The 26,646-nt window shown below is 66.8% G+C and carries 24 protein-coding genes; 4 read left to right on the plus strand and 20 right to left on the minus strand.

The features are described 5' to 3' along the window. Window positions 1-38: 38 nt before the first annotated feature. The 6 genes from ACSQ3N_RS24415 to ACSQ3N_RS24440 all read right to left on the minus strand — a co-directional run bounded on the left by ACSQ3N_RS24415 (window position 39) and on the right by ACSQ3N_RS24440 (window position 9,325). On the minus strand, window positions 39-1,226 hold the full coding sequence (locus tag ACSQ3N_RS24415) for a benzoate/H(+) symporter BenE family transporter (RefSeq protein WP_436147694.1): 1,188 nt from the start codon (window positions 1,224-1,226) through the stop codon (window positions 39-41). A 139-nt stretch (window positions 1,227-1,365) separates the two neighbouring features. After that, window positions 1,366-3,234: a potassium transporter Kup gene (locus tag ACSQ3N_RS24420; protein WP_436147695.1), complete on the minus strand. Its 1,869-nt coding sequence runs from the start codon at window positions 3,232-3,234 to the stop codon at window positions 1,366-1,368. Between the two features lie 388 nt (window positions 3,235-3,622). Then, on the minus strand, window positions 3,623-4,918 hold the full coding sequence (gene gshA, locus ACSQ3N_RS24425) for a glutamate--cysteine ligase (RefSeq protein WP_056166816.1): 1,296 nt from the start codon (window positions 4,916-4,918) through the stop codon (window positions 3,623-3,625). Between the two features lie 88 nt (window positions 4,919-5,006). Beyond that, entirely contained in the window at window positions 5,007-6,473 is a 1,467-nt protein-coding gene (locus ACSQ3N_RS24430; protein ID WP_436147696.1) for a TrkH family potassium uptake protein, read from the minus strand. Window positions 6,474-6,520: 47 nt separating this feature from the next. After that, a complete protein-coding gene (gene trkA, locus ACSQ3N_RS24435; RefSeq protein WP_436147697.1) occupies window positions 6,521-7,984 on the minus strand; it encodes a Trk system potassium transporter TrkA in 1,464 nt (487 codons plus the stop codon). Window positions 7,985-8,044: 60 nt separating this feature from the next. Continuing rightward, entirely contained in the window at window positions 8,045-9,325 is a 1,281-nt protein-coding gene (locus ACSQ3N_RS24440; protein WP_436147698.1) for a glutamate-5-semialdehyde dehydrogenase, read from the minus strand. 93 nt (window positions 9,326-9,418) lie between these two features. Between ACSQ3N_RS24440 and ACSQ3N_RS24445 the strand changes: the two genes are divergently transcribed. Continuing rightward, on the plus strand, window positions 9,419-9,691 hold the full coding sequence (locus ACSQ3N_RS24445) for a hypothetical protein (RefSeq protein WP_056411454.1): 273 nt from the start codon (window positions 9,419-9,421) through the stop codon (window positions 9,689-9,691). A gap of 13 nt (window positions 9,692-9,704) precedes the next feature. Here ACSQ3N_RS24445 and ACSQ3N_RS24450 read toward each other — a convergent pair whose 3' ends face one another. Both ACSQ3N_RS24450 and holA read right to left on the minus strand, forming a co-directional pair. Then, window positions 9,705-10,418, minus strand: coding sequence for an ImmA/IrrE family metallo-endopeptidase (locus ACSQ3N_RS24450; protein WP_436147699.1), 714 nt, complete (start codon window positions 10,416-10,418; stop codon window positions 9,705-9,707). 137 nt (window positions 10,419-10,555) lie between these two features. Further along, window positions 10,556-11,611, minus strand: a complete 1,056-nt coding sequence (holA, locus tag ACSQ3N_RS24455) for a DNA polymerase III subunit delta (RefSeq protein ID WP_436147700.1) — start codon at window positions 11,609-11,611, stop codon at window positions 10,556-10,558. A 240-nt stretch (window positions 11,612-11,851) separates the two neighbouring features. Here holA and rocF point away from each other — a divergent pair, with 240 nt between their 5' ends. Then, window positions 11,852-12,802, plus strand: coding sequence for an arginase (gene rocF, locus ACSQ3N_RS24460; protein WP_436147701.1), 951 nt, complete (start codon window positions 11,852-11,854; stop codon window positions 12,800-12,802). 262 nt (window positions 12,803-13,064) lie between these two features. Here the strand turns inward: rocF and ACSQ3N_RS24465 are convergent, their stop codons facing one another. The 6 genes from ACSQ3N_RS24465 to ACSQ3N_RS24490 form a co-directional block, all read right to left on the minus strand. Then, complete coding sequence (locus ACSQ3N_RS24465) at window positions 13,065-13,562, minus strand: LPS-assembly lipoprotein LptE (protein ID WP_056166793.1); 498 nt, start codon at window positions 13,560-13,562, stop codon at window positions 13,065-13,067. A gap of 106 nt (window positions 13,563-13,668) precedes the next feature. After that, window positions 13,669-16,380 (minus strand): leucine--tRNA ligase, encoded by a 2,712-nt coding sequence (leuS, locus tag ACSQ3N_RS24470; protein WP_436147702.1) that lies wholly within the window; start codon window positions 16,378-16,380, stop codon window positions 13,669-13,671. Window positions 16,381-16,509: 129 nt separating this feature from the next. Further along, window positions 16,510-17,004 (minus strand): ExbD/TolR family protein, encoded by a 495-nt coding sequence (locus tag ACSQ3N_RS24475; RefSeq protein WP_436147703.1) that lies wholly within the window; start codon window positions 17,002-17,004, stop codon window positions 16,510-16,512. Between the two features lie 35 nt (window positions 17,005-17,039). After that, window positions 17,040-17,738, minus strand: coding sequence for a MotA/TolQ/ExbB proton channel family protein (locus tag ACSQ3N_RS24480; protein ID WP_436147704.1), 699 nt, complete (start codon window positions 17,736-17,738; stop codon window positions 17,040-17,042). 3 nt (window positions 17,739-17,741) lie between these two features. Next, window positions 17,742-18,575 (minus strand): 4-hydroxy-tetrahydrodipicolinate reductase, encoded by an 834-nt coding sequence (gene dapB / locus ACSQ3N_RS24485; protein WP_436147705.1) that lies wholly within the window; start codon window positions 18,573-18,575, stop codon window positions 17,742-17,744. Between the two features lie 75 nt (window positions 18,576-18,650). Next, window positions 18,651-19,211, minus strand: a complete 561-nt coding sequence (locus tag ACSQ3N_RS24490) for an outer membrane protein assembly factor BamE (protein WP_436147706.1) — start codon at window positions 19,209-19,211, stop codon at window positions 18,651-18,653. 89 nt (window positions 19,212-19,300) lie between these two features. Here ACSQ3N_RS24490 and fur point away from each other — a divergent pair, with 89 nt between their 5' ends. Continuing rightward, window positions 19,301-19,717 (plus strand): ferric iron uptake transcriptional regulator, encoded by a 417-nt coding sequence (gene fur, locus ACSQ3N_RS24495; RefSeq protein ID WP_436147707.1) that lies wholly within the window; start codon window positions 19,301-19,303, stop codon window positions 19,715-19,717. Window positions 19,718-20,037: 320 nt separating this feature from the next. Here fur and hprK read toward each other — a convergent pair whose 3' ends face one another. From hprK to ACSQ3N_RS24515, 4 genes are all read right to left on the minus strand, one after another. Further along, window positions 20,038-20,994, minus strand: a complete 957-nt coding sequence (gene hprK / locus ACSQ3N_RS24500; RefSeq protein WP_056166774.1) for an HPr(Ser) kinase/phosphatase — start codon at window positions 20,992-20,994, stop codon at window positions 20,038-20,040. 43 nt (window positions 20,995-21,037) lie between these two features. Beyond that, entirely contained in the window at window positions 21,038-21,505 is a 468-nt protein-coding gene (locus ACSQ3N_RS24505) for a PTS sugar transporter subunit IIA (protein ID WP_056166771.1), read from the minus strand. A 110-nt stretch (window positions 21,506-21,615) separates the two neighbouring features. Further along, window positions 21,616-21,951: a ribosome hibernation-promoting factor, HPF/YfiA family gene (gene hpf / locus ACSQ3N_RS24510; RefSeq protein WP_056166769.1), complete on the minus strand. Its 336-nt coding sequence runs from the start codon at window positions 21,949-21,951 to the stop codon at window positions 21,616-21,618. A 261-nt stretch (window positions 21,952-22,212) separates the two neighbouring features. Continuing rightward, entirely contained in the window at window positions 22,213-23,397 is a 1,185-nt protein-coding gene (locus tag ACSQ3N_RS24515; RefSeq protein ID WP_056166830.1) for an MFS transporter, read from the minus strand. Between the two features lie 400 nt (window positions 23,398-23,797). Between ACSQ3N_RS24515 and ACSQ3N_RS24520 the strand changes: the two genes are divergently transcribed. Beyond that, window positions 23,798-24,724: a phosphoribosylaminoimidazolesuccinocarboxamide synthase gene (locus tag ACSQ3N_RS24520; RefSeq protein WP_436147708.1), complete on the plus strand. Its 927-nt coding sequence runs from the start codon at window positions 23,798-23,800 to the stop codon at window positions 24,722-24,724. A 114-nt stretch (window positions 24,725-24,838) separates the two neighbouring features. On the opposite strand, the gene ACSQ3N_RS24525 is transcribed toward ACSQ3N_RS24520, so the two are convergent. Next, window positions 24,839-25,600 (minus strand): META domain-containing protein, encoded by a 762-nt coding sequence (locus ACSQ3N_RS24525; protein WP_235507343.1) that lies wholly within the window; start codon window positions 25,598-25,600, stop codon window positions 24,839-24,841. A 109-nt stretch (window positions 25,601-25,709) separates the two neighbouring features. After that, the gene (trxA, locus tag ACSQ3N_RS24530) at window positions 25,710-26,618 is read right to left on the minus strand and encodes a thioredoxin (RefSeq protein WP_056166764.1); all 909 of its coding nucleotides are present in this window, start codon (window positions 26,616-26,618) and stop codon (window positions 25,710-25,712) included. Between the last annotated feature and the right edge of the window lie 28 nt (window positions 26,619-26,646).

Genomic DNA, 26,646 nt, shown 5'->3' on the forward strand with positions numbered 1-26,646 from the left:
GGGCCGCCAGCCGCTGCAGGTGCAGCCGGGGGCCCGCGTCAGGCTCCTCGGGCCGGCGAACGCCTGTACTGTTGCACAAATAGCGCAAAGCTGCCCGCGACCACACCCCAAAAGGCCGACCCCACTCCGGCTATGACCACGCCGCTCAGGGTGACCAGGAAGGTGATCAACGCCGCCTCGCGGTGCTCCTCGCTGCGAACGGCCACGGCCAGGCCATTGCCGATGGTGCCGAGCAGGGCCAGGCCTGCGATGGCCACGACCAATTCCTGGGGGAAGGCCGTCAGCAAGCCGGTGATCACCGCGCCGAACAGGCCGATGGCCACGTACAGTGCGCCGCACGACACGGCTGCGGTGTAGCGACGGCGGCGGTCTTCGTGCGCCTCGGGGCCCATGCACATGGCGGCGGTGATGGCGCTGAAGTTGAGGGCAAACGCGCCAAAGGGTGCGAGCACCAGGGTGGCCACGCCGGTCAGGGTGATCAACCGGGAGATGGGCAGGTCGTAGCCCGAAGCGCGTATCACCGCCACACCCGGCAGGTTTTGCGAGGCCATGGTCACCACGAACAGCGGAAGCGCCAGGCTGATGGCCGCAGGCAGACTGAACACTGGCGCAGTAAAAACCGGCAGGGCCAGCTCCAGGTGCACCGCAGACCAGGCCATCTGCCCCTGCAGCGCCACGAAGATCACCGCGATTGCGAGCGTGATCACCACCGCATAACGCGCAGCGAACTTGCGTGCAAACAGGTAGACGACCAGCATGGTCAGCACCAGCGGCAGCGCCGTCTGCGCCGCCGCAAAGGCCTGCAGGCCGAACCGCGCCAGCACACCCGCTAGCAGCGCCGCTGCGATCTCCATAGGAATGCGGTTCATGACCCGCTCGAACCAGCCCGTCATGCCGGCCAGCGCGACCAGCGTGGCACTGACCATGAAAGCACCCACCGCCTCGCCCATGCTGAAGCCGCCTGCGAGGCCGGCGGTGGCAAGTACCGCCGCACCGGGGGTGGACCAGGCAATCATCACGGGCTTGCGCAGCAGCAGCGAAGGCACCAGCGAACACAACCCCATGCCCAGCCCCAGCGCCCACATCCAGGACGTGATCTGCGCCGGTGTGGCACCAAAAGCCTGTGCCGCCTGGAACACGATGGCGACCGAACTGGTGAACCCCACCAGCACCGCGACGAAGCCCGCGGTAAACGACGACAGGCTCAGGTCTTTGAAAAATTGCATGGACTGGATTCTGGCACCCAGCCCTGCGCAGCACGAATGCTATGTTTTATATAGCTGGTAGCGCTTGTTGGACAGGCGGTAGAGGCCTAAAAGACTGAAAACTTGGCACACATCCGGCACATATCCGGTCGCGCCGCGATCAAATCTCGATCTTCGACCCCAGCTCGACCACCGCGTTGTTGGGCAGGTGCAGAAAGTCCGCCGCGCCGCTGGCGTTGTGGTGCATCTGGGCGAACAGCTTCTCGCGCCAGGGCGCCATGCCGCTGCCGATGGTGGGGATGACGGTGTCGCGCGACAGGAAGTAGCTGGTCGTCATGGGCTCCAGCTCGCAGCCGCGGCCGCGCAGCAGCTCAAGGGCCCGCGGCAGATCGGGGTCGTTCTTGAAGCCGTAGTGGATCACCACCTGCCAGCAGTCATGTCCCAGCGACTCGACCTGCAGGCGCTTGTCCAGGCCGATCCACGGCGTTTCGTGGTTGTGCACCGTGACGAACAGGTTCTGCTGGTGCAGCACCTTGTTGTGCTTGAGGTTGTGCAAGAGCGCATTGGGCACCGCACCCACCTCCGCCGTCAGAAACACCGCCGTGCCCTCCACCCGCGTGGGCGGGCTGATGAACACCGACTCCAGAAAATCCTTGAGATCGATGGCATCGGCGCGCAGCTTGTCGTTGAGCAGGCGGCGCCCTTCCTTCCAGGTCATCATGAAGGCGAACACGATGCCGCCGATCATGAGCGGGAACCAGCCGCCCTGAAAAAGCTTGAGCAGGTTGGATGCGAAGAACGCCAGGTCCACCACGAAGAAGCAGCCCGTGGCGGCGATGCACAGCGCCAGCGGGTAGCCCCAGCCGTAGCGAATCACGAAGAAGGTCAGGATGGTGGTGATCAGCATGTCCAGCGTGACGGCAATGCCATACGCGGCGGCCAGGTTGCTCGACGAGCGGAACATCACCACCGCCAGCACGATGGCCACGAACAGCCCCCAGTTCACCAGCGGCATGTAGATCTGGCCGGTGTCGCGCACGCTGGTGTGCTGGATGTTCAGGCGCGGCAGGTATCCGAGCTGGATGGCCTGCTTGGTCACGCTGAAGGCGCCGGTGATCAGCGCCTGCGACGCGATTACCGTCGCCATGGTGGCCATGATGACCAACGGGATCAGGGCCCAGTCGGGCGCCATCATGTAGAACGGGTTCTTGACGGCCTCGGGCTCCGCCAGCAGCAGCGCGCCCTGGCCGAAGTAGTTGAGCGTGAGCGCCGGCATCGCCACGCCGAACCACGCCAGACGGATGGGCCGTTTGCCGAAGTGCCCCAGGTCGGCGTACAGCGCCTCGGCGCCGGTCACGCACAGCACCACCGCGCCCAGGATGATGAAGCTGGTGCCCGGGTTGGCCCACATGAAGCCCAGGGCATGGTGCGGGCTCAGCGCCCACAGGATCTCAGGGTGCCCCACGATGTGCGAGACGCCCAGTGCCGCAATGGTGATGAACCAGATCAGCGTGATGGGCCCGAAGAACTTGCCGATGCCGCCCGTGCCGCGCTTTTGCACGACGAACAGGCAGAACAGCACGATCAGCGTGAGCGGGATCACATACTGCTTGAAGTGGGGCGAGACGACCTCCAGCCCCTCTACCGCCGACAGCACCGAGATGGCGGGCGTGATGACCCCGTCGCCATAGAACAGGGATGTGCCGAAGATGCCCACGCCCAGCAGCACCGAGCGCAGCCGGGGCTTGTCCTTGACGGCCTGCGAGGCCAGGGCCAGCATGGCGATGAGCCCGCCTTCACCGTGGTTGTCGGCCCGCAGCACCAGCACCACGTACTTGAGCGACACGATGACCGTGAGCGTCCAGAAGAAGATGGAGAGGACACCGTAGATGTTGTCCTGGGTGAACGGCACATGGCCGGACCCGAACACCTCCTTCATGGCGTACAGCACGCTGGTGCCGATATCGCCGTACACAACACCGATGGCGCCCAGCGTGAGCGCTGCGAGCGATGATTTGGAGCTTTGCACTGACCTACCCCACGCAGAGTCTGGCGGGGTTCCGTTACTTTTGGGAACGCTATTGTGCGCCTGTGCCCCCGGCCGCGTCTGGAGGGCTTGCACTATGTTGCAGCGCAGCAACTCGGCGGTGATTCACGGCTTGGCAGCGCACCGCAGACATGGCATGGCCGCCACGGCAGCGCCACGCAAGGCTTCGACAGGCTCAGCCCGACCGGTGTGAACGGTGTGGAGTTATTGCGTGCAAATCCGTCGCAGCGATCCATTGCGTTGCGCGCGCCACCCAGGTGCATAAACTGGCGCGGCCAAGGCCAGTGCACCCGTGGAACTGGCTTTGCCAGGCCACGGGGTGCGTCCCCCGTGGGGGAAGGCGCGCAGCGCCTCAGGGGGTCCATTCACCTCAGTCGTAGATCTCGGCGTCGGGGTTGGTGGCTTCCAGTTCGTAGCTGGCGGCCAGCATGGCCAGGCGCGCCACCACGCCGTACATGTAAAAGCGGTTGGGCGCGCTCACCCCGGGACGCACGCCGGGCTGGGGCATGTGCGTGCTGTGCTCGAAGGCCAGCGGCACGAAGCTCGCGCCCGGGGCGTTCAGGTTCTCGTCCACGCCGCGCTCGGCATGCATACGGTAGAAGCCACCCACCACATAGCGGTCCATCATGTAGACCACGGGTTCGGCCACGGCTTCATGCACACGCTCCTGCGTCAGCACGCCTTCCTGGATGATGAGGTCGTTGACCGGCTGGCCATCCTTGATGACGGCCATCTTGTTCTTGGTCTTGCGGTTGACCGCGTCCAGCTCCTTGGCATCGCGCACGGTCATGATGCCCATGCCGTAGGTGCCGTTGTTGGCCTTGACGATGACGAACGGCTTTTCGTTGATGCCGTATTCCTTGTACTTGCGGCGCACCTTGGTCAGCAGCGCGTCCACCGTGGTCTGCAGCTTGTCCATGCCTTTGTCTTCGGCAAAGTCCACGCCGTCGCACTGGCTGTACATGGGGTTCACGAGCCAGGGGTCGATGCCCAGCATCTTGCCGAAGCGCTTGGCCACCTCTTCGTAGTTCTTGAAGTGGGTGCTCTTCCTGCGCACGCTCCAGCCCGCGTGCAGCGGGGGCAACAGGTACTGCTCGTGGATGTCTTCCAGGATGCCCGGGGGCCCGGCCGACAGGTCGTTGTTCAGCAAAATGGTGCACGGGTCGAAGTTCTTGAGCCCCAGCCGGCCCTTGGTGCGCACCACGGGCTCCAGCGTCACCGTGTCGCCGTTGGGCAGCTCGATCAGCGTGGGCTTCTTGATCTCGGGGCTGATGGAGCCCACGCGCACGTTCAGGCCCGCCATGTTGAAGATGCGCTGCAGCTGCACCACGTTGGCCAGGTAGAAGGTGTTGCGCGTGTGGTTTTCCGGAATGATCAGGAGGTTGCGCGCCTCGGGGCAGATCTTCTCGATGGCGGCCATGGCGGCCTGAACGGCCAGGGGCAGCATCTCCTTGGTCAGGTTGTTCCAGCCGCCGGGGTACAGGTTGGTGTCCACGGGTGCGAGCTTGAAGCCCGCATTGCGGATGTCCACCGAGGTGTAGAACGGGGGCGTGTGCTCCATCCACTCCAGCCTGAACCAGCGTTCGATGGCGGGCATCGAGTCCAGGATGCGCTGTTCAAGTTCGTTGATCGGCCCGGTGAGGGCCGTGATGAGATGCGGAACCATAGGTGCCCTTGGGGAAGCAAATTGCGACGAATTGTAGGGATTTGGGGCCGCCTTCTCTTTTCGCAAGGCGGCGCGGCAGCCCGCGGGGTCAACGGCGCCAGAAAGCGGGCGTGAGCAGGGCCATGAAACTCAGGATCTCCAGCCGGCCCAGCAGCATGCCCAGCGTACACACCCAGATCTGAAAGTCGGTCAGCACCGCGTAGTTGGACGCCGGCCCCACCATGCCCAGCCCCGGCCCCGCGCAGTTCACGCTGGCCAGCACCACCGAGAACGCGGTCACCGGGTCCAGGTCGGTCAGCAGCATCACCATTGACAGGCCAAAGACCGTGCCGCCATACACCAGCATGAAGGCCAGCACCGAGAAAATCACCCGGTTGTCCACCACCGCGTCGCCCAGCCGCACCGGCTGCACCGCACGCGGGTGCACCAGGCGGTTCATCTCGCGGCGCGCCTGCTTGACGAGGATGAGCATGCGGACCATCTTGATGCCCCCGCCCGTGGACCCGGCACTGGTGGCCACGCCCGACAGCAGCAGCATGAACACCGGCGCGAACACCGGCCAGGCCAGGTAGTCCACCGTGGCGAACCCGGTCGTCGTGGCCATGGACACCAGGTTGAACATGCCGTGGCGCAGGGCCACGAGCGGCTCGTACACCCCCTTGGCCCACAGCAGCAGCGACACCAGCAGACCGCCGCCGACCAGGGTCAGCAGCGTGGCGCGCAGCTCCGGGTCTCCCCAGAAGCCGCTCCACTGCCCCTTGCGGATCGCGATGAAGTACAGCGCGAAGTTGCAGCTGGCCACAAGCATGAAGACGATGCAGATCGCCTCCAGCAGCGGCGACTGAAAGTACCCGAAGCTCGCGTCGTGCGACGAGAGCCCGCCCAGGCTCACCGTGGCGAACATGTGCATCAGCGCATCGAGCGGGCGCATGCCCCCCAGCCAGAACGCCAGCCCGCAGGCCACCGAGAACAGCGCATACACGCCCCACAGGCCCTTGGCCGTGCCGGTCATGCGTGGCGTGAGCTTAGTGTCTTTCAGCGGCCCCGCCGCCTCGGCCTTGAAGAGCTGGCTGCCGCCCACGCCCAGCAGTGGCAGCACGGCCACGGCCAGGATCAGGATGCCCATGCCGCCCATCCACTGCAAAAAGGTGCGCCACACGTTGACCGACACCGGCAGCGTATCGAGCCCCGCCAGCACCGTGGAGCCCGTGGTGGTCAACCCCGACACGGCCTCGAAGTACGCGTAGGTGAACGACATCGGCCGCCCGATGTGGTGCCCGGCCAGCATCAGCGGCACCGCAGCCGACAGCGGCAGCAGCAGCCAGACCAGCGACACCAGCATCACGCCATGGCGCGGCTGCAGCTCCTGGCGGAACAGGCGCAACCGCCACCACAGCCACGCACCCGCGGCCAGCGTGGCGGCCATGGCCATCGGGTACACGTGCCAGACCCCGTCCCGCGTCCACAGCGACACCGCCAGCGGCACGCCCATCGACAACGAGAAGATCATGATGAGGATGCCCAGCACGCGCAGGACGGGAAACATGTCCACCATGGGAAGTGCCTGCTTGTGGGTTGAAGACGGAGAGAGGGGACGCCGCGTCAGAAGAACGTCGCGCTCACGCGGAACAGCTTTTCCACGTCGCGCACCAGCCGCTTGTGCGGCAGGAAGAACACCACGTGGTCGTTGCTCTCTATCACGGTGGAGCTGCGCGGGATGATGACCTCGGGCTCGCGCAGGTCCTGCGGCGCCCCTTCGGCGGCGTCGTGGGCGTCGGGCAGGCCGCGCACGATCAGGCCCATGTGCACGTCGCGCGGCAGCTGCAGATCGCTCACCTTGCGGCCCACCACGCGCGAGCTCTTGCGGTCGCCGCGCACCACGATCTCCAGCGCCTCGGCCACGCCCCGGCGCAGGCTGTGCACCGCCTGCACATCGCCCTGGCGCACATAGGCCAGCAGCTCGCCCAGCATGGCCTGCGCGGGCGACAGCGCGATGTCGATCTGCGTGCCGTGCATCAGGTCGGCATAGCTGCGCCGGTTGATGAGCGCCAGCACCCGGCTGGCGCCCATGCGCTTGGCCAGCAGGCAGGACATGATGTTGTCCTCGTCGTCGTCGGTGAGCGCGAGGAACAGGTCTACCTCTTCGATGCCCTCATCGCCCAGCAGGTCCTCGTCGGTGGTGTCGCCCTGCAGCACCAGCACGTTGGTGGGCAGGGACGACGCCAGCTCCACGCAGCGCTCCGCGTGGTCCTCGATGATCTTGATGTTGAAGCGCCCCGGCGCCTGCGCCAGCTGCCGCGCCAGGCGCAGCCCTACCCGGCCGCCGCCGGCGATCATGATGCGGCGCACTGGCTTGGAGGGCTGGCCCTGCGGGCGGTGCAGGGCGCCCAGCACATCGGCAATGCGCTCCTGCGCGGCCAGCACGAAGACCTCGTCGCCGGGCTCGATGCGCGTGCGGCCATCGCAGGCGATGAAGCGGTCGGGCTCGTCCGGAAAGCGGCGGTAGATGGCCACCATGCGCATGGCCAGCTCGGGCGCCTTGTCGCGCAGGTCGCCGATGGTGTGGCCCACCATGGGCGCCCCCACGCGTGCGCGCACCGACACCAGGCAGGCCCGGCCCCCGGCGAATTCACGCACCTGCATGGCCTCGGGGTAGTCGATGAGCTTGGCGATGTAACGGGTGAGCGATTCTTCGGGGCAGATGATGCGGTCCACCGCAAAGCCCTCGGGGCCCACCAGGCGCTCTTCGCCTTCGAAGCCGGTGGACCGCACGCGAGCGATGCGCTTGGGGATGTTGAACATCAGCTGCGCGATCTTGCAGCACACCAGGTTGGTCTCGTCCTGCGCAGCGCAGGCGATCAGCAGGTCGGTGTCGTGCGCGCCGGCCTCGGCCAGCACGTTGGGCTCGATGCCGCTGCCCACCACGCCGCGCAGGTCGTAGCGCGACTCCAGGTCGCGCAGGCGCTCGGCATTGGTGTCGATGACGGTGATGTCGTTGCGCTCGGACACCAGGCTGTCGGCCACGCTCTGGCCTACGCGGCCCGCTCCGAGGATGATGATTTTCATGTGTTTTTGGCTCCTACCGCTTGATCAGCAAGCGCCAGCAGCTATCAAAACAAGAGCAAATCAAACGCGGACTTCGCCATCGCCCAGCACCACGTACTTGAGCGAGGTCAGCCCCTCCAGGCCCACCGGCCCACGCGCGTGGAATTTGTCGGTGCTGATGCCGATCTCGGCCCCCAGGCCGTACTCGAAGCCGTCGGCAAAGCGCGTGCTGGCGTTCACCATCACGCTGGCCGAATCCACCTCGCGCAGGAACCGCTGGGCGTGCAGGTGGTTGGTGGTCAGGATGGCGTCGGTGTGGTGGCTCGAGTAGTGGTTGATGTGGGCGATCGCCTCGTCCACGCCCGCCACGATCTTCACGCTGATGATGGGTGCGAGGTACTCCTCGCTCCAGTCCTGCTCCGTGGCCTGGGCCAGTTGGGCGCCGGCCACGTTCTTCAAGATGGCCAGCGACTCGGGGCAGCCGCGCATCTCCACGCCCTTTGCGGCATACACCGCGCCGATCTTGGGCAGGAAGTCGGCCGCCACACCGCGCGCCACCAGCAGGCCTTCGCTCGCGTTACAGGGGCTGTACTTGTTCGTCTTGGCGTTGTCGGCCACCTTCACCGCCATGGCGATGTCGCAGGGGTCGTCCACATAGGTGTGGCAGTTGCCGTCCAGGTGCTTGATGACGGGCACCTTGGCATCGCGGCTGATGCGCTCGATCAGGCCCTTGCCGCCACGCGGGATGATCACGTCCACGAACTGCGGCATGGCGATGAGCTGGCCCACGGCCTCGCGGTCGGTGGTCTGCACCAGCTGCACCGCGTCCTGCGGCAGGCCGGCCTCGGCCAGCGCCTGCTGCACCAGCTTGGCCAGCGCCTTGTTGGAATCGATGGCTTCGGAGCCGCCGCGCAGGATGCAGGCGTTGCCGCTCTTGATGGACAGCGACGCGGCCTCGATGGTCACGTTGGGCCGGCTCTCGTAGATCATGCCGAACACGCCGATCGGCACGCGCATCTGGCCCACGCGGATGCCGCTGGGCTGCTGTTTCATGCCCAGGATCTCGCCAATGATGTCGGGCATGGCCGCCAGCTGCTCGCAGCCTTCGGCGCAGGTCTCCAGCACCTTGGGGCTGAGTTTGAGGCGGTCCACCATCGGCTCGGCCAACCCGGCGGTGCGGGCACGGTCCAGGTCCCGGGCGTTGTCGACCTGTAGCGCCTCCACGTTTTCGCGCAGCAGGCGGGCCAGCGCCTTGAGCGCATTGTTTTTGATAGCTGCCGGCGCTTTGGCCATCAGCGCCGAGGCCGTTTTGGCCTGCAGGCCGAGGGTGTGCGTGTATTCAGCGACGTTGAGGGCGTTCATCCGGCGATTTTGCCGCAGATACCCTCTGTGCGGCCCATTGAGCGCCTGTTACCCTTGCCACCCCGCCCCCATCGCCCGCATCCAGAGCCGCCCATGACCCGCGCCCACCTGCTCCAACCTGTCCACGACGCCCTGGAAGCCTTCAGCCACGGCACGCTGTCGGCGTCCGCCCTGAGCACCACCGCCCGCGCCCAGACCGACCTGCTGGCCGCCTTGCCCCCGCGCTACGCCGAGGTGCTGCACGGCCTGCTCGACCGGCTGGAATCCAGCGCGCTGTTCTCGGAAGAAAGCTGCTCCTTCAGCCAGAAAGACCTGGTGGACAGCCTGCGGATGTGGGTGGAGAAGGCGCGGGCAGCCATCGCCTGAGCGCGGCAACGCGCTAGGGCAAGCAGAACCACTCCTGCTGAAGCCCGTCTGCCAGCAGCGATCGTTCGTCGATGATGGGCGCAAAAGGCAGCGCGCCCAACGCTGCCAGCCTGTCATGCAGTTCCTGCGCAAACCGGTGCGCATAGTCCTCTTTGGTGGCTCGGGTTTTTCCCTCCCAATCGGACACGCAAGACCGGTCGTGATCCACGTGATGGCCTATCTCATGGAACAAAGTGCGATACAGCACCGTGTTGCGCAACGAGGTGGGCGTCACCCGAATCTGAATGCCCTTGCGGATACGGTGAATGCCGTGCCCATCTCGGCGCAAGCGCTCGAGCTCACGCGCCCTTTCCGGGTCGACCGATTCGCTCCAATCAATGGGCGTCAGGTCTTGCGCCTCGATAACAATGGCCCGCCCCTGGTACCGATCCATATCGAACACAAAAATGGCGCGGCCCCACACAGGGCACAAAATTCGCTGCTTGCGCGTTGGCTGCCGCAACACGATGAAATCAAAGGCGTCGAGCACATCGGCAGGGCAACGCGCCAGGACCGCGCAAATATCATCGACTGTGCACGGATAAAACCAATCGGGCCGCGTCGGCTCTACAAAAAATCGAACTTCGCGCGCCCCGACCAGCCTCGTGACGACGGTGTACGAACTCAGTCTTTCCCAATAGCACTTGGAGTCATTCCAGGACTCCGGGATGGAGAACTCATTGTCCACCCCATGCCCATGCGCCTTGGTACCTGCATTTCTGTTTCGTCGAGCGGGGTTCCAACCTGGGCGCATAGGGCCTCCCACAAAGTTTGCAATCCTGATCCGCCAGTTCTAGCCAATCAACCCGGATTCGCGGCAATCGCTCACCGCGCCGCCTGCGTCAGCCGGCACACCTGAAACGCCAGCCGCTGCAGCGCTTGCCAGCCGTTCTGCGGCCAGTCGGGTACCTTCAGGCCCTTGACGATGCCGTCCACCGTGTGGGCCGACTGCAGCAGGCGTGCCAGGGCGGCGTCGCTGGCCTTGGGCAGGATGCGCTCATACAGCTTTTCCTTGGCTCCCCAGATGCGGTTCTCGCGCAGGGCCATGGGCAGGGGGCGGCCGGCGTTCATCGCGTCCTTCACGCGCTTGAGGGCGCGGATGTCCTCGGCCAGCGCCCAGTGCACCAGCACTTCTGCCTCGCCCTCGGCCTGGAGGCCGTCGAGCATGCGCTGCACGCGCGCGGTCTGGCCCGACAGCACGGACTCGGACAGCTTGAACACGTCGTAGCGCGCCACGTTAAGCACCGCTGCCTCGACCTGGGCCTGGCTCAGTTCACCCGCCGGGTGCAGCAGCGCCAGCTTGCTGATCTCCTGATGGGCGGCCAGCAGGTTGCCCTCAACACGGTCGGCAAAGAACTGCAGCGTGCGCTGGCCCTCCTCACCCGCCACCACGCGCTGGCCCTGCGCGGCCAGGCGCTGGGCGATCCACTGCGGCAGCATGCCGCGCTCGATGGTGTCGATCTGGATCGAGGTGCCGTTGGCCTCCAGCGCGGCAAACCAGGCGCCGCTGCGGGTGGCCTTGTCCAGGCGCGGCAGCATGACGAGCGTGAGCGTGCTGTCGTTGCCGCGCGCCGCGTCGGCCACCTGCTGCAGGGCCACGCTGCCGTCCTTGCCGGGCTTGCCCGACGGGATGCGGATCTCCACGATCTGCTTGTCGGCGAACAGGCTCAGACTGCCGCCCGCCGCCAGCACCGCGCTCCAGTCGAAGTGAGCGCCCGCCACCGTGTAGCTGCTGCGCTCGGTGTAGCCCTGCGCCCGTGCCGCGGCGCGGATGCTGTCGGCCGCCTCCTGCTGCAGCAGAGGTTCGTCGCCGTGCAGCACGTACAGCGGCGACAGGCCCTTTTGGAGGTGGTTGGAGAGTTGGGCCAGGGCGAGTTGCATGCGGCAAAGTTTATCGCCTCGGCTCTATGCCACGGACTGCGGACGCCTGCCAACGCGCCCATCAGCAGGCCCACACTGCGCAGATCGCCAGCGCCAGCCCGCATATTGCACAGCGCACGCGCCCGATGGAGCAGCTGTCTGACTGTTCATTGGCGCGCGCTGCGCAGACAATCCCGCCACCACGGCGCACCCCGACCCCGGATGCACCGCCCCCTTCAGCTCCCCACAAAGGCTTTTTCCATGACTCCCTCGCCCCATCCCACGGCGCCCGCCATCAGCCTCATCGGCGCCCCCACCGACGTCGGCGCTGGCGCGCGCGGCGCCTCCATGGGGCCTGAAGCCCTGCGGGTGGCAGGCCTGCAGCCCGCGCTGGAGAGCCATGGCCTGACCGTGGTCGACCGGGGCAACCTCAACGGCCCCGCCAACCCCTGGCAGCCGCCCGACGCCGGCTACCGGCACCTGGCCGAGGTGGTGGCGTGGAACCAGCATGTGTTCGATGCGGTGTACGCCGAGCTGCAGCAGGGCCACCTGCCCATCCTGATGGGCGGTGACCACTGCCTGGGCCTGGGCAGCATCAGCGCGGTGGCGCGCCACTGCCTCGACGTGGGCAAGACCCTGCGCGTGCTGTGGCTCGACGCGCATGCCGACTTCAACACCAGCGCCCTGACCCCCAGCGGCAACGTGCACGGCATGCCGGTGGCCTGCCTGTGCGGCTTTGGCCCGGCCGAGCTGACGCAACTGGCCGGCATGCCCGGCGGGCGCCCTGCCCTCACGCCCGGCCAGATCCGCCAGATCGGCATCCGCAGCGTGGATGCGGGCGAAAAACGGTTCGTGCACGAGCAGGGCCTGGAGGTCTTCGACATGCGCTACATCGACGAGATGGGCATGCGCGCCACCATGCAGCAGGCACTGGCGGGTGTGGACGACAACACCCACTTGCACGTGAGCTTCGACGTGGACTTTCTGGACCCGGAGATCGCGCCCGGCGTGGGCACGCTGGTGCCCGGCGGCCCGACCTACCGCGAGGCGCAGCTGTGCATGGAGATGATCGCCGACAGCGGGCGCCTGGCCTCGCTGGACATCGTGGAGGTCAACCCGGCGCTCGATGTGCGCAACCGCACGGCGGTGCTGGCGGTGGACCTGGTGGAGTCGTTGTTCGGAAAAAGCACGCTCATGAGGCGATCCCCCTGAGGCGCTGCGCGCCTCGGTGCTGGCCGCCAGAGGCGGCAGCTCTTCGGGCCGTCCAAGCCTGCGCAGGCAGGCTCGGAGCCGCGGCCCTCAGCCCCTTCTCTCGAATCGCTGCGCGATTCGGGAAGGGGGACGCAGCCAGCGCGGCGGGGCGGCCCTTGCGCGGCTGCTCTAGCTTTGGGGCGCGCCAGTATTGACCTGCAGCGGGCGAAAGACAGAAATCCACCCGGCAGCGCCCAGCGGGACGCGACCGTTCAAAAATCGATCAAAGCCTGACCACAGCCAAGCGCCGCAGCAGCTGCTGCACGATGTCCGTGCGCATGTTGCGGTACAGCAGCGCTTCTTCCGCTTCCTTGGCCAGGGCGATGGTTTCGTTGTAGCTGATGTCGCGCTGCTGCAGCAGCTCGGTTTCGGGGATCAGCTCCACGCCGGCGGGGGTGCGCAGGCGGAACTTCACGCGCAGGCGCAGTTGCAACTCGCGCACCTGGCCGGACGCGTTCAGGCCCACCACCACGCGCTCCTGTTGCTCTTGCACCAGGTCCATGATGGCCTGGGCGGTGGTCAGGCCGGTGGCCTCGCGCACCACCTGCAGCTTGCCGCCCGAGCCGGCCAGCGTGCGCTGCAGTTCGCGGGCCAGGGGCGAGGCCGCGGGCGCGGCGATGTAGAGCGTCTCGAAGCCGAACTCCGGCACGCCCCGCAGGCGAAAGCCGCATCCGACCAGCAAGGCGGCGGGGGCGAAGGTCAGCAGCGTACGTCTTTGCATATCAGTCATTCATTGAGGTCGCGCGACCAGAAGCGATCCACCCGGTGCGGCCCGGGCCTGCAGATGCGATGCGCACCAGGGAGTGGTCGCTTCATGGTCCAGTCAGTCAAATCACCACGTTCACGAGGCGGCCGGGCACGATGATCACGCGCTTGGGGGCCGCGCCTGCCGCTTGTGCGGTGAAGGCTTCGCTGGCCAGGGCCACGCGCTCGATCTCGGCCTTGTCGGCCTGGGCCGGCACGCGGATGGAGCCCCGCAGCTTGCCGTTGACCTGCAGCATGAGCTCGATCTCGTCCTGCACCAGCGCGCCCGCATCGACCTGCGGCCAGGCCGCGTCGAGCAGGTCGCCCAGGTGGTTGGCGTAGCCCAGGCTGCTCCACAGGGTGTGCGCGATGTGCGGCGTGGCGGGGTACAGCACGCGCAACAGAATGCCGAAGCCTTCGATCAGCGCGACCTGGGCACCGGCGGAGTCGGCGGCCTTGAAGTCCTCCAGCGCGTTGATCATCTTCATCGCGCCCGAGACCACGGTGTTGTACTGCATGCGCTGGTAGTCGTAATCCACCTGCTTGAGCACGTTGTGGATCTCCAGGCGCAGGGCCTTGGCCTCCTTGCCGAATTCGACGTCATTCAGGCTGCTAGCGCTTGCCACGCTTGCGGTAGCAGCTCCCATATCCATAGCAGACAGCTTGACACCGAAGTTCCACACGCGGCGCAGGAAGCGGTAGCTGCCTTCCACCGCGGCGTCGTTCCACTCCAGCGTGGCCTCGGGCGGGGCGGTGAACATGGTGTACAGGCGGGCCGTGTCGGCGCCGTACTTGGCGATCAAATCCTGCGGGTCGACACCGTTGCGCTCGGTCTTGCCCATCTTGCCGACGCCGCCGTATTCCAGCTGCAGGCCTTGCGGGTACTGGCCTTCGGCCTCGGTCAGCCGGCCACCCACGATGCGGCCTTGCGCATCGAGCACCTGCGTGACGGCTTCGGGCGGGAAGTAGTTCTTGCCGCCCTTTTCATCGCGCCAGTAGTAGATGTGGTTGAGCACCATGCCCTGCGTGAGCAGCTGCGCAAACGGCTCGTCCACCGTCACCAGGCCCAGGTCGCGCATGACCTTGGTCCAGAAGCGCGCGTACAGCAGGTGCAGGATGGCGTGCTCGATGCCGCCGATGTACTGGTCCATGCCGGCGCCGCCGGTGGCGGACTTCTGGTCGCGCATCCAATAGGCCGTGCCTTCGCCCACCATGGCGTCGTTGTTCTTCGGGTCGCAGTACCGCATGAAGTACCACGAGCTGTCCACGAAGGTGTCCATGGTGTCGGTCTCGCGGCGCGCGGCCTTGCCGCACACGGGGCAGGTCACGCCGGCGTGGAAGCCTTCGTGCTTGTGCAGCGGGTTGCCGGAGCCGTCGGGGATGCAGTCCTGCGGCAGCACCACGGGCAGATCCTTCTCAGGCACCGGCACGGCGCCGTGTTCCTCGCAGTGGATGATCGGGATCGGCGTGCCCCAGTAGCGCTGGCGGCTCACACCCCAGTCGCGCAGGCGCCAGGTGGTCTTCTTCTCGCCCAGGCCCTTTTGCTCCAGGGCATGGGCGACGGCGTTCACGGCGTCCTTAAAGGACAGGCCGCTGAAGCTGTCGGAGTTGATGGTCACGCCGTTCTGCTTGTCGCCGTACCAGTCTTGCCACTGGTGGTAGTTGAAGCTCTCGCCGTCGACCAGCACGACCTGCTTGATCTCGATGTCGTACTTGAGCGCAAAGGCGAAATCGCGCTCGTCGTGCGCGGGCACGCCCATCACGGCGCCGTCGCCGTAGCTCATCAGCACGTAGTTGCCGACCCAGACCTCGACCTGCTCTTCGGTCAGCGGGTGGGTGACGAACAGGCCGGTGCGCAGGCCCTTTTTCTCTTGCGTGGCGAGCTCGGCTTCGGTGGTGCCGCCGTTCTTGCATTCTTCGATGAAGGCTGCGAGCGCGGGGTTGCTCTTGGCGGCGTGGGCGGCGAGCGGGTGCTCGGGCGCCACGGCGCAGAAGGTCACGCCCATGATGGTGTCGGCGCGCGTGGTGAACACGTACATCTTGCCGTCGCCGATCAGCGCGCCGTCGTCGCCGCGGACGTCGTGCGTGAACGCAAAGCGCACGCCTTCGCTCTTGCCGATCCAGTTCTCTTGCATCAGCTTCACGCGCTCGGGCCAGCCGGCCAGCTTGTCGCCGGTCACGAAGTCGAGCAGTTCGTCTGCGTAGTCGGTGATCTTGAGGTAATAGCCCGGGATCTCGCGCTTTTCGACCGTGGCGCCGGTGCGCCAGCCCTTGCCGTCGATCACCTGCTCATTGGCCAGCACGGTCTGGTCCACCGGGTCCCAGTTCACGACCTGGGTCTTGCGGTAGGCAATGCCCTTGTCCAGCATCTTGAGGAACAGCCACTGGTTCCACTGGTAGTACTCGGGGTCGCAGGTGGCGATCTCGCGGCTCCAGTCGATGGCCAGGCCCATGGCCTGCATCTGCTGCTTCATGTACGCGATGTTCTCGTACGTCCACTTGGCGGGCGGCACGCCGTTCTTGAGCGCCGCGTTCTCGGCCGGCAGGCCGAAAGCGTCCCAGCCCATGGGCATGAGCACGTTGTGGCCGTTCATGCGCAGGTAGCGCGCCAGCATGTCGTTGATGGTGTAGTTACGCACATGGCCCATGTGCAGCTTGCCGCTGGGGTAGGGCAGCATCGAGCAGGCGTAGAACTTCTTCTTGCTCGTATCTTCCGTCACGCGGTAGGCGTCGGTGGCGGTCCAGTGGTCGTGCGCGGCGCGTTCGACGTCTTGGGGAGAATATTTGTCTTGCATGGGGGCTCGGGGTGAGAGGGGGGTGCAGCCGCGTGCGGTGCTGCGCTGGGCGGATTTTAGGCGGTCATGCGCCTGTCATTGCAGCACGCCATGGCCAACCCGGGCCGGCACGCCGTGCCGGGCGCGATTTCAGGGCGTGCGGGGCGGCTGCGAGGCGGTCGCGGGCGTGGAGGTTGGCCCGGCAGATGTCGCGGTAGATGGCCCGGCAGGTGGCGCCGGTTCGGCCACGAAACCGATGCGCTGCAGGCCCGCCAAGTGGGCCGCGCCCATGACCTCGACCACGCGGCCATAGGGTACGGCAGCGTCGGCGCGCAGCTGCACTTCGGTGTCGGGCTGCTCGGCGCCGATGCGGCGCAGGCGCTCGGCCAGCGCGGGCTGGCTCAGGGGCTGGTCGTCCAGATAGGCCTGGCCCTTGGCGTCCACCACCAGTGTGATGGCCTGGGGTGCGGAGCCCGGCGTGGCGCCTTCGCTGCGCGGCAGGTCGAGCCGGATGGAGCTGGCCAGCAGCGGGGCGGTCAGGATGAAGATGACCACCAGCACCAGCATCACGTCGACCAGCGGCGTCATGTTGATGTCGCTCATGGGCTGCGGGCCCGTGGTGCGTTCCAGCCGTCCGAAAGCCATGGCGGGGTGTCCTGGTGAAGGTGCCGGGGAGTGGCTCAGGCCGTGCCTGCGGCGGGCGCCAAAGCCCCCCGCGCCACCGCCTGGTCGATCAGCAGTTCGCGCAGATCGCGTGCGAAGCCTTCCAAATCGGCTTCGATGCGCCCGATCAGCCGGCCGAACACGTTGTAGGCTAGCACAGCGGGAATGGCCACGGCCAGTCCGGCGGCGGTCATGATCAGGGCCTCGCCCACCGGGCCGGCCACGCGGTCGATGGTGATCTGCCCGGCCCCAGCCATGGCGGTGAGCGCATGGTAGATGCCCCACACGGTGCCCAGCAGGCCGACGAAGGGCGCGGTGGAGCCCACGGTGGCCAGCATCACCTGGCCGAACTGCAGGCGCCCCAGCACCCCGTGCAGCGCGTCGCGCAGCACGCGGGTGAGCTGCGTGGCGAGGCTGCCCTGTGTGGCCAGGCTGGCCTGTGCGGCCGTGGAAGAGTTTGCTATGGAATTTGCAGCAACCACAAGAGGCAGGACCAGCGCTTCCCGGTCAAAAGCCTGCAAACGTTGCGATGCCAGGTCGAGCGATGGCGCCTGCCAGAAGGCGGCGGTGCTGCGCGCCACGTCGGCGCTGGCGCGGCGCATGAGCCGCAGCTTCCAGACGATGACGACCCAGCTCGCGACCGACATGGCCAGCAGCAGCAAGGCGGTGACCTGCGTCACCGCATCGCCCTGGCGCCACCAGTGCAGCGCGTCCATGGATCAGTGCAGATCGAGCACGTCGAACATGTCGAACATGCCCGTCTTGCGCTCTGCCAGGAAGCGCACGGCGCGCAGGCTGCCCTGGGCATAGCCGGCGCGGTTGGAGGACTTGTGCGAGATCTCGATGCGCTCGCCGATGCCCGCGAACAGCACCGTGTGGTCGCCCACGATATCGCCGCCGCGGATGGCCGCAAAGCCGATGCTCGACGGGTCGCGCTCGCCGGTCACGCCTTCGCGGGCGTAGACGGCGCAGTCCTTGAGGTCGCGGCCCAGGGCGTCGGCGATGACTTCGCCCATCTTGAGCGCGGTGCCCGAGGGCGCGTCCACCTTGTGGCGGTGGTGGGCCTCGATGATCTCGATGTCGTAGCCGGTGGCCATGGCCTTGGCGGCCATCTGCAGCAGCTTGAGCGTGACGTTGACGCCCACGCTCATGTTGGGCGCCATCACGATGGCGGTGTTCTGCGCGTGGGCAGCGATTTCGGCCTTTTGCTCGTCGGAGAAGCCCGTGGTGCCGATGACGGCCTTCACGCCCAGGCGGCTGCACACGGCCAGGTGGGCCAGCGTGCCTTCGGGGCGGGTGAAGTCGATCAGCACGTCGGCGTTTTTGAGGCCCGTGGCGATGTCGGCCGTGATGGCCACGCCGCTGGCGTGGCCGAGGAACGCCGTGGCGTCCGAGCCGATGCCGGGACTGGCCGGCACGTCGAGGGCGCCCGCCAGCACCAGATCGTCGGTGGCGCGGATGGCTTCGATGAGCATGCGGCCCATGCGGCCGGAGGCGCCTGCCACGGCCACGCGGCACGGAGCGGTGGCAGCGGGGGTTGATGTCCCTGTCATGAAAATCCTAATCGTTGGTGCAGCGCGGGCTGTGCGCGCTGCCGGTGCCGGTCTAGAACGTGGTCACGTTCGATCTCAGCGCGCAGGCGCTTCGAGCGGCGGGTAACTGACGGAGGCGGGCTCCAGAGGGGCCGCCGTGGGTGGCGTGGTGGGCCGCGCCGAGGCCGGGAAGCGCGCCAGCTGCTCGGGCGTGGCTTCGAGCACCGGCACCTTGCTCTTGGACCCTTTGGAGCCCAGCGTGGCCACGAATTCGGTCTCGGTGGGCATGGTGTCGCCCTCGGAGCGGTCCAGCACATCACCCTTGAAGAACACGGTCAGCTTGCGGGTCTGCACTTCTTCGCCAGGACGTTTGAGCGTGAACACGTACTCCCAGCGGTCTGCGTGGAACAGGCTGGTGAGCAGCGGCGTGCCCAGGATCTCGCGCACCTGCTGGCGGCTCATGCCGGGCTGCAGGGCTTCGACCTGCTCGCGCGAGACAAAATTGCCCTGGACGACGTCGATCTTGTAGGGGGTGACGATGTTGGCGATGCGGGTGCCGGCGCCGTTGAAGCTACCGCATCCGGCCAGGGTGGCCACGCCAGCACCGATCAAAAGGACCAGGACCAGGCGGGCGCTGCAAGTGGCTTTGACGGGCATGGATAAAAGGGCTGAGGATATGATCGCCCCATTGTAGCGGCAGGCCCCCGAACCCCGGGGCCCAGGCCGGTATCCCGAAAGACCATGCCATGACCAACATCGACGAACTCAAAAGCACGGGACTCAAGGCCACGCTGCCGCGCCTGAAGATTCTGGAGATTTTCCAGAAGGGCGCGCAGCGCCACATGACCGCCGAAGACGTGTTCCGCGTGCTGCTGGAAGAGCGCTCGGACATCGGCCTGGCCACGGTCTACCGCGTGCTCACCCAGTTCGAACAGGCCAGCATCCTGATCCGCAGCAATTTTGAGAGCGGCAAGGCGGTGTACGAGCTCAACGAAGGCCAGCACCACGACCACTTCGTGTGCACCTCGTGCGGCAAGGTCGAAGAGTTCTACGACCCCGAGATCGAAAAGCGCCAGCAGGCCGTGGCCAAGGCCAAGGGCTGGATCGTGCACGACCACACGATGGCCTTGTACGGCCAGTGCGCGGCATGTGCTAGCAAATAACGCCCCCCTGAGTCGCCTTCGGCGCCTTCCCCTCAAGGGGACGCACCCGGTGGCCCGGCGGAGCCGGTTCCACGGGTGCACTGGCGTTGGGGGAGCGCCAGTATTTACGGCCTCGGGGCGCAAATGGGTTGTGACGCTTGGGCACTCTGGGTGCTCTGGTGCTGGTGTCTTCGCGCTGGGGTGGGGATGTCCTGTTTCAGCGAATCCCGGAGCAACGGCTCGGTGGGCAAAAGCACTCTGACAGGCCCGATTTGAGCCAAAACAGGCTCTACCGTTTGTCCATCCAGCGCAAACAGCTACCAAATCAATAGCAGACTGACTTAGCCGCCGGTGTCGCGTTCCATGGCGCGGCGATGGCGCTCGACGAATTCCTGGTAGGTGTCGATGCCGCGCAGGTTCAGGATGGTGTTGCGCACGGCGGCTTCGACCAGCACGGCGATGTTGCGGCCGGCGACCACCTGGATCACGACCTTGAGCACGGGCACGCCCAGCACATCCTGCGTGAGCGGCTCGTACGGCAGGCGCTCGTATTCGCGCTCCAGCGTTTCCTTGCGCACCAGGTGCACGATGAGCTTCAAACGCATCTTGCGGCGCACCGCGGTCTCGCCAAAGATGGCGCGGATGTCCAAAAGGCCGATGCCGCGCACTTCCAGCAGGTTCTGCAGCAGCTCGGGGCACTTGCCTTCGATGGTGGTCTGGTTGATGCGGTAGAAGTCGACCGCGTCATCGGCCACCAGGCCGTTGCCGCGCGAGATCAGTTCCAGGCCCAGCTCGCTTTTGCCCAGGCCCGATTCGCCGGTGATGAGCACCCCCAGCCCCAGGATGTCCATGAACACGCCGTGCATCGTAGTGCGGTCGGCAAAGTGCTTGGACAGGTAGGCGCGCAGCACGTCGATGACGAACGCCGAGGACTCGTGCGTCGAGAACATCGGGATCTGCGCGCGCTCGCACATCGAGACCAGCGCGTCGGGCGCGGTCTGGTTGTCGGCCAGTACCAGCACTGGCGGCTCCAGGGTCACGATGCGGGCGATGCGGCGCTTGCAGTCGTCGGGCGATGCGCTGCTCAGATACGCGATTTCGCGCTCGCCCAGGATCTGCACGCGGTACGGGTGGATGTAGTTCAGGTAGCCGACGAGGTCAGCCCCGGAGCGCGCGGAGCGCACGGCCACTTCGTCAAAGCGGCGCTCGGAGGCGCCGAGCCCGGCGACCCATTCCCATTTCAGGGGCGCGCGGAATTCCTCGAAGAGAACATCGGCGCTGACAACATTGGGCTTCACAAGGTGCTGGCGGAGTGTTGTGTGCAGCGAGCGCCGGTACGGCTCAGGCGGCCTGCGTGGACTGCCAGCCTGCGATCATGCCGTGCAGCTCGGCCGCGTCGGTGCAGGACTTGAGCTTTTCGCGCAGTGCGGAGTCGCTCAGCAGCTCCGCGATCTCGGACAGAATTTCGAGGTGCTTCTGCGTCGCCGCTTCGGGCACCAGCAGAAAGATCAGAAGGCCCACCGGCTGCTCGTCCGGTGCATCGAAACCGATGGGGTGCAGCAGCTGGAACACGGCAGCCATCGGGGCCTTGAGGCCCTTGATGCGGCCGTGCGGGATGGCCACGCCATGGCCCAGTCCGGTCGAGCCCAGGCGCTCGCGCGCAAACAGGCTGTCGGTGATCAGCGCGCGCGACAGGCCGTGCTGGCTCTCGAACAGGAGACCCGCTTCTTCAAAAGCACGCTTCTTGCTCGTGGCGTCAACACTCACAAGCACTTGGGCGGAGGGCAGGATGGAGGCGAGTCGATTCATGGTCAAGGTAACAATTATGCACATCTTGGCGAAAACCCTGATCGCGAGGCGTCAGGCAACAAAAAAACCGCCCAGTGGGCGGCTGCTGTGCCAAGCTCAGGGCTGGCGCATTACGCGTGCAGTTCGCGCTTGGCGGCTTCGTGGTGGTGATCCTGCAGGCGGTCCTTGTGGCGCACGACCTGGCGATCCATCTTGTCGACCAGCTCATCCACCGCAGCGTACAGGTCGGAGTGCGAACTCTCGGCGAACAGGTCGTTGCCCTTCACGTGGATGTTGCATTCCGCTCGCTGCCTCTTTTCCTTTTCCTTTTGCTTCTCTACCGTCAGCAATACTTTGACATCGACAACCTGGTCAAAGTGGCGGGTGATCCTGTCCAGCTTGTTGGTGACGTAGCTGCGCAAGGCGGGAGTAACTTCGAGATGGTGACCGCTGATCGTCAAGTTCATAGATAAGTCTCCTGTAACACTCTCGGTGAAAGAATGCCGTCCTTGATCAGGGGAGCGGCTGGGGAACGAGGATGCATCCGTTGACGTGAGTTCACTATGCCCCTGCCCTCACCGAAAAGCAATCCCATACCGCCCTTGCCTGCTGGGTTATGGCGGTGAAGGTGCCAAGCGCCTCAAAAGCGCGCACAATGATCCGGTTGCCTTGCTGGCCCCCAGCACCGCGCCCTCTACGGCCCCACGCCCCGTTGACTCAGGGCACGCTCAGCGGGCCGACGGCGTCGCGCCATGCAGCGTGAGGCGCCCCACCACCACCATCGACAGCACACTGGCGGTGATGCCCACCGCGGCGGACATCCAGTAGTTCTGCACCAGCCCCTGCGCATCGCGGCTGATCAGCAGCCCGCCCAGAAACGATGCCACGCCCATGGCCGCAGACTGCACCGAAGCGTTGAGCGTCATGAACGTGCCCCGCAGCGACGGCTGCGCCGCCGACGAGATGATGGCCATGCCCGGGATCATGCGGCCGCTCATCAGCGCGAACATCAGCGTGGACACCGTGAGCACCCCCCACAGCGGCACGCCATGTACCAGGGTGATGCCCATCAGCGGAAACGCCCCGGCCACTGCCAGGCAGCGGAACACCACCACCTTGCCCCAGCGGTCGGTCAGCACGCCGAAGAGCCGGGCGGTGAACAGCGTGACCACGCCGCCGCACAGGTACACCAGCGGGACCTGGTCGGGCCGCACGCCGGCATTGGCCTGCAGGTAGATGGTGATGTAGGGGATCACCGTGAACCCGGTGAACATGATCAGCGCAGAGAACAGGAACGCCCAGCGGTGGTTGGCATCGCCCAGCACCTGGGCAATGCCGCCGAACGTGCTGCGGCGCTGCGCGGCCTGCAGGTGCGCCGTCATCGTCGGCATGGTGCGGGCCGCAAAAATGGCCAGCACGCCGACCAGCGCCGCGATGGCGATGAACGGCAGGTGCCAGCCGCCGTATTCGGCCAGCAGCAGCCCGAGCGGCACGCCCGCCACGGTGGACAGCGAGAAGGACGTCATCACGATGCCCATGGCCCGGCCGCGCCGCTCGAACGGCACCACGTCGGCCACGATGGTCTGCGACAGCGCCGACAGCACCCCGCCGAAGGCCCCCGCCAGGATGCGCGCCACCATCAACGAGCCGTAGGTGGGCGCGAGGCCGCAGGCCAGCGTGGCCAAGCCGAACAGCACGTACAGCGTGAGCAGCAGCCGCTTGCGGCCGAAACGGTCGATGTAGGTGGAGGCCAGCAGCCCCGACGCGCCCGCCGACAAGGTATAGGCCGACACCAGCAGCCCGAACTGCGCATCGGTGATGCCAAAAAGCCGCGTGAACTGCGGCCCGAGCGGCATCATGATCATGAAGTCCAGGATGTGGGTGAACTGGATGCCGGCGAGGGTGAGCAGCAGCCAGAACTCGCGCCGCGGCGTGAGTGCAGGGGCAGCAGCAGGCGCTGCGCCAGGTGAAGCAGGTGATGTGGGTGAAGGGGGTGGGGAGGACTGCACAGGAAAGTCGCGCGCGGGCGGCCAGTGGGGGAAGATGGAGGGGCGGCAGGAAACGACCGGACGGGGGCCGCACAGTGTGCCGCAACACAGTGCAACACGCGCGACATTCGGTGCGCAGGCAACGCCGTTGCCTGCGCGCGGCGGCGCCAGCGCCACGACGAAGCAGACCCGGGCGCGGCGCCCGGCTTTGCCCTGGCGCGTAAAATCAGCAGGTTGCGTGGAATGCTCCCGCATGTGTTTCCACGTTGTACGTTCACCAGCCTGCCCGCAGCGGACGCGACCCATCGACCGCCACACCGACACCATGACCCAGCCCAGCCCCACCGCCGCCGCCCTGCACACCTCTGCCCTCACGTCGCTGCCCCTGTTGGCCCGCGGCAAGGTACGCGACAACTACGCCGTGGGCGACGACCGCATCCTGATGGTGGCCAGCGACCGCCTGTCGGCGTTCGACGTAATCATGGGCGAGCCCATCCCCGGCAAGGGCGAGCTGCTCACGCAGATGGCGCTGTTCTGGTTCGACAAGCTGGGCTACATCTGCCCCAACCACCTGACGGGCGATGCCCCCGAGAGCGTGGTCAAGCCCGACGAAGTCGCGCAGGTGCGCGGCCGCTCCATGCTGGTCCAGCGCCTCAAACCCATTCCGGTCGAAGCCGTGGTGCGCGGCTACCTGGCCGGCAGCGGCTGGAAGGAATACCAGGAATCGCGCTCGGTCTGTGGCGTTCCGCTGCCCGAGGGCCTGACCAACGCCGCCAAGCTGCCCACGCCCATCTACACGCCCGCCGCCAAGGCCGCTGCGGGCGAGCACGACGAGAACATCACCTTCGAGCGCACGGTGGAGATGATCGGGCTGGACCTCGCCACCCGCATCCGCGACCTGAGCATCGCCATCTACCAGGCGGCGGCCGAAATCTCGCTGGCCAAGGGCATGATCATTGCCGACACGAAGTTCGAGTTCGGCCTCGCGCCGGACGGCACGCTGGTGCTGATGGACGAGGTGCTCACCCCCGACAGCTCGCGCTACTGGCCTGTCGAGGGCTATGCCGACGCGCTGGCCCGCGGCGAGAACCCACCCAGCTACGACAAACAGTTCGTGCGCGACTGGCTGGAACAGGCCCAGGTCAACGGCAAGCCCTGGGACAAGACCGCCCCGGCCCCGCGCCTGCCGCGCGACGTGATCGAGAAGACCGCCGCCAAGTACCGCGAAGCGCGGGAGCGGTTGACGGCGTGACAGCGTGAGGGCGTAGCGGCATGACGAACGGCTGCACGCCTTCCGCCACGGCCGGGGGCCCCGGTGCCGACGACCCGACGGGCGACCGGGCGTGCGGCCTACCGCTTCCAGCGCCTATTCCAGCAGCGTCTCGGCGGCCTCGAAGCCGAGCAGCGGCTTGCCCTGCGCGTCGCGCAACTGCAGGTGCGTGCCCTGCTGGCGAAAGCTCGCCACGCCTTCCAGGGCATTGAAGAACCGCGTCTCCAGCGCGCCGCGGTCCAGGCACAGGGCGATGTTGGACACCACCCGGCCGAAGAACAGCTGCGCGCCGTTGAGGTGGTAGTCGGTCAGGTACCGGTTGCAGCCGCCCGAGCCTGTGGCCCGCGCCTCGTCGGACTGCAGCACCAGGTGCGGCGGCGTGCCGCCCTGCGCGGGGCGGGGCACGGCCTCCTCCTCGATCGACACCAGGCGCCAGTACGTCAGCAGCAGCGGCACGCCGGCCTCCACCACGGCCGCCAGCGGGGGCTGGCGCCGCAGCTGCACGTCCACATGGCGGTAGGCCGCATCCTGCGGGACGGCGTGGCGCGCCTCGGAGGCCAGCAGCAGCCGGCCTTCCAGGGTGACGGCGGCGCGCACCTCGTAGCGCCCCTTGGGCACGAACCGCGAGGACGGGTACGCAATGGCCACTGCATAGGGCGGCTGGCCCGCCGGCTCGCGGCGCTGGCGCCCCAGGACCACCGGGGGCGCGTCGGGCTGGCTCACATCCAGCAGCGTGGCCTCGAAGACGGCCTCGGGGGGCAGCACGACGCGCTCTCGGGACAAGGCCACGCCCGTCACCACCGCATCCGGTGCCGGCGGCCGCGTGCCGCAGCCCGCAGCGAGCAGGCAAGCGGCCATGCACGCCAACAGGCGGCCCCGGCCTGCCCGGAGGCTGCGGTGGTGCCCCTGCCCGGCGCGCTGCACCGCCATCACCCCCGACCCGCCGCGTCCAGCCACCTGGCCGGAATCAGCTGAGCACCACGCTCGACAAACGGCGGCGGTAGGTGGCCACCACCGGGTCGTCGGGCGGGATCTGGCCGTCGGCCACCTTCACCTTGGGCGGCTCGATGATTTCAAGGATGGCGACATAGGTCTTGCGGGCGGCTTCTTCGCCCCAGGCCTTGTCGCGCATGAGGATTTCGAGCAATTCGTCCATCGCGTCGGTCCAGCGCTGGCGGGCCATGAGCCAGCGGGCGCGCGCGTAGCGGGTGTCGAAGTCGCGCTTGCTGGCGGCGATCTTGGCATCAAAATCGGCTCCAGCGCTCTCCCCATAAGCGCTCAAAGCTACGAAATCAATAGCATCCATCCAGGTCTTGAGGGCACCGAGCTTGCGCGAACCCGGGGCCTTGGCGATCACCGGGGCAAAGGCGACCTTGGCGTCGTCTTCGCGGCCCAGCTGCAGCAGCAGCTTGACGTAGTCGAAGCGGGCGTCGTCGTTGGCGGGGTCGGTCACGACGGCATGCTGCAGCTTCTCGAGCGCCGTGTCGGTGTCGCCTTCGGCCAGGGCTTCGAAGGCTTCTTCCTCTTCGGCTTCGGCCGTGAGCTGGTCTTCGGTGGGCACGTGCTTGTCGAGGAAGGCACGCACCTGACCCTCGGGCAATGCGCCCATGAAGCCGTCCACGGGCTGGCCGTTCATGAGCAGCACGCAGGTGGGAATGCTGCGGATGCCGAACATGCCCGCGAGCTGCTGCTCCTGGTCGGAGTCGATCTTGGCGAGCTTGAAGCGGCCGGCGTATTCGGTCTCGAGCTTTTCCAGCACCGGCCCGAGCGACTTGCAGGGGCCGCACCAGGGCGCCCAGAAGTCCACCAGGACGGGCACATCCATGGAGGCGGCAACCACCTCGGCTTCAAAGTTTTCTACGGTGACGTCAATCATGATGGGGGGCCGGGAGAGGCCGGCGCAG

This window comes from Acidovorax sp. LjRoot194 (assembly GCF_964253015.1).
In the GTDB taxonomy this organism is placed as follows: Bacteria; Pseudomonadota; Gammaproteobacteria; order Burkholderiales; family Burkholderiaceae_C; genus Acidovorax.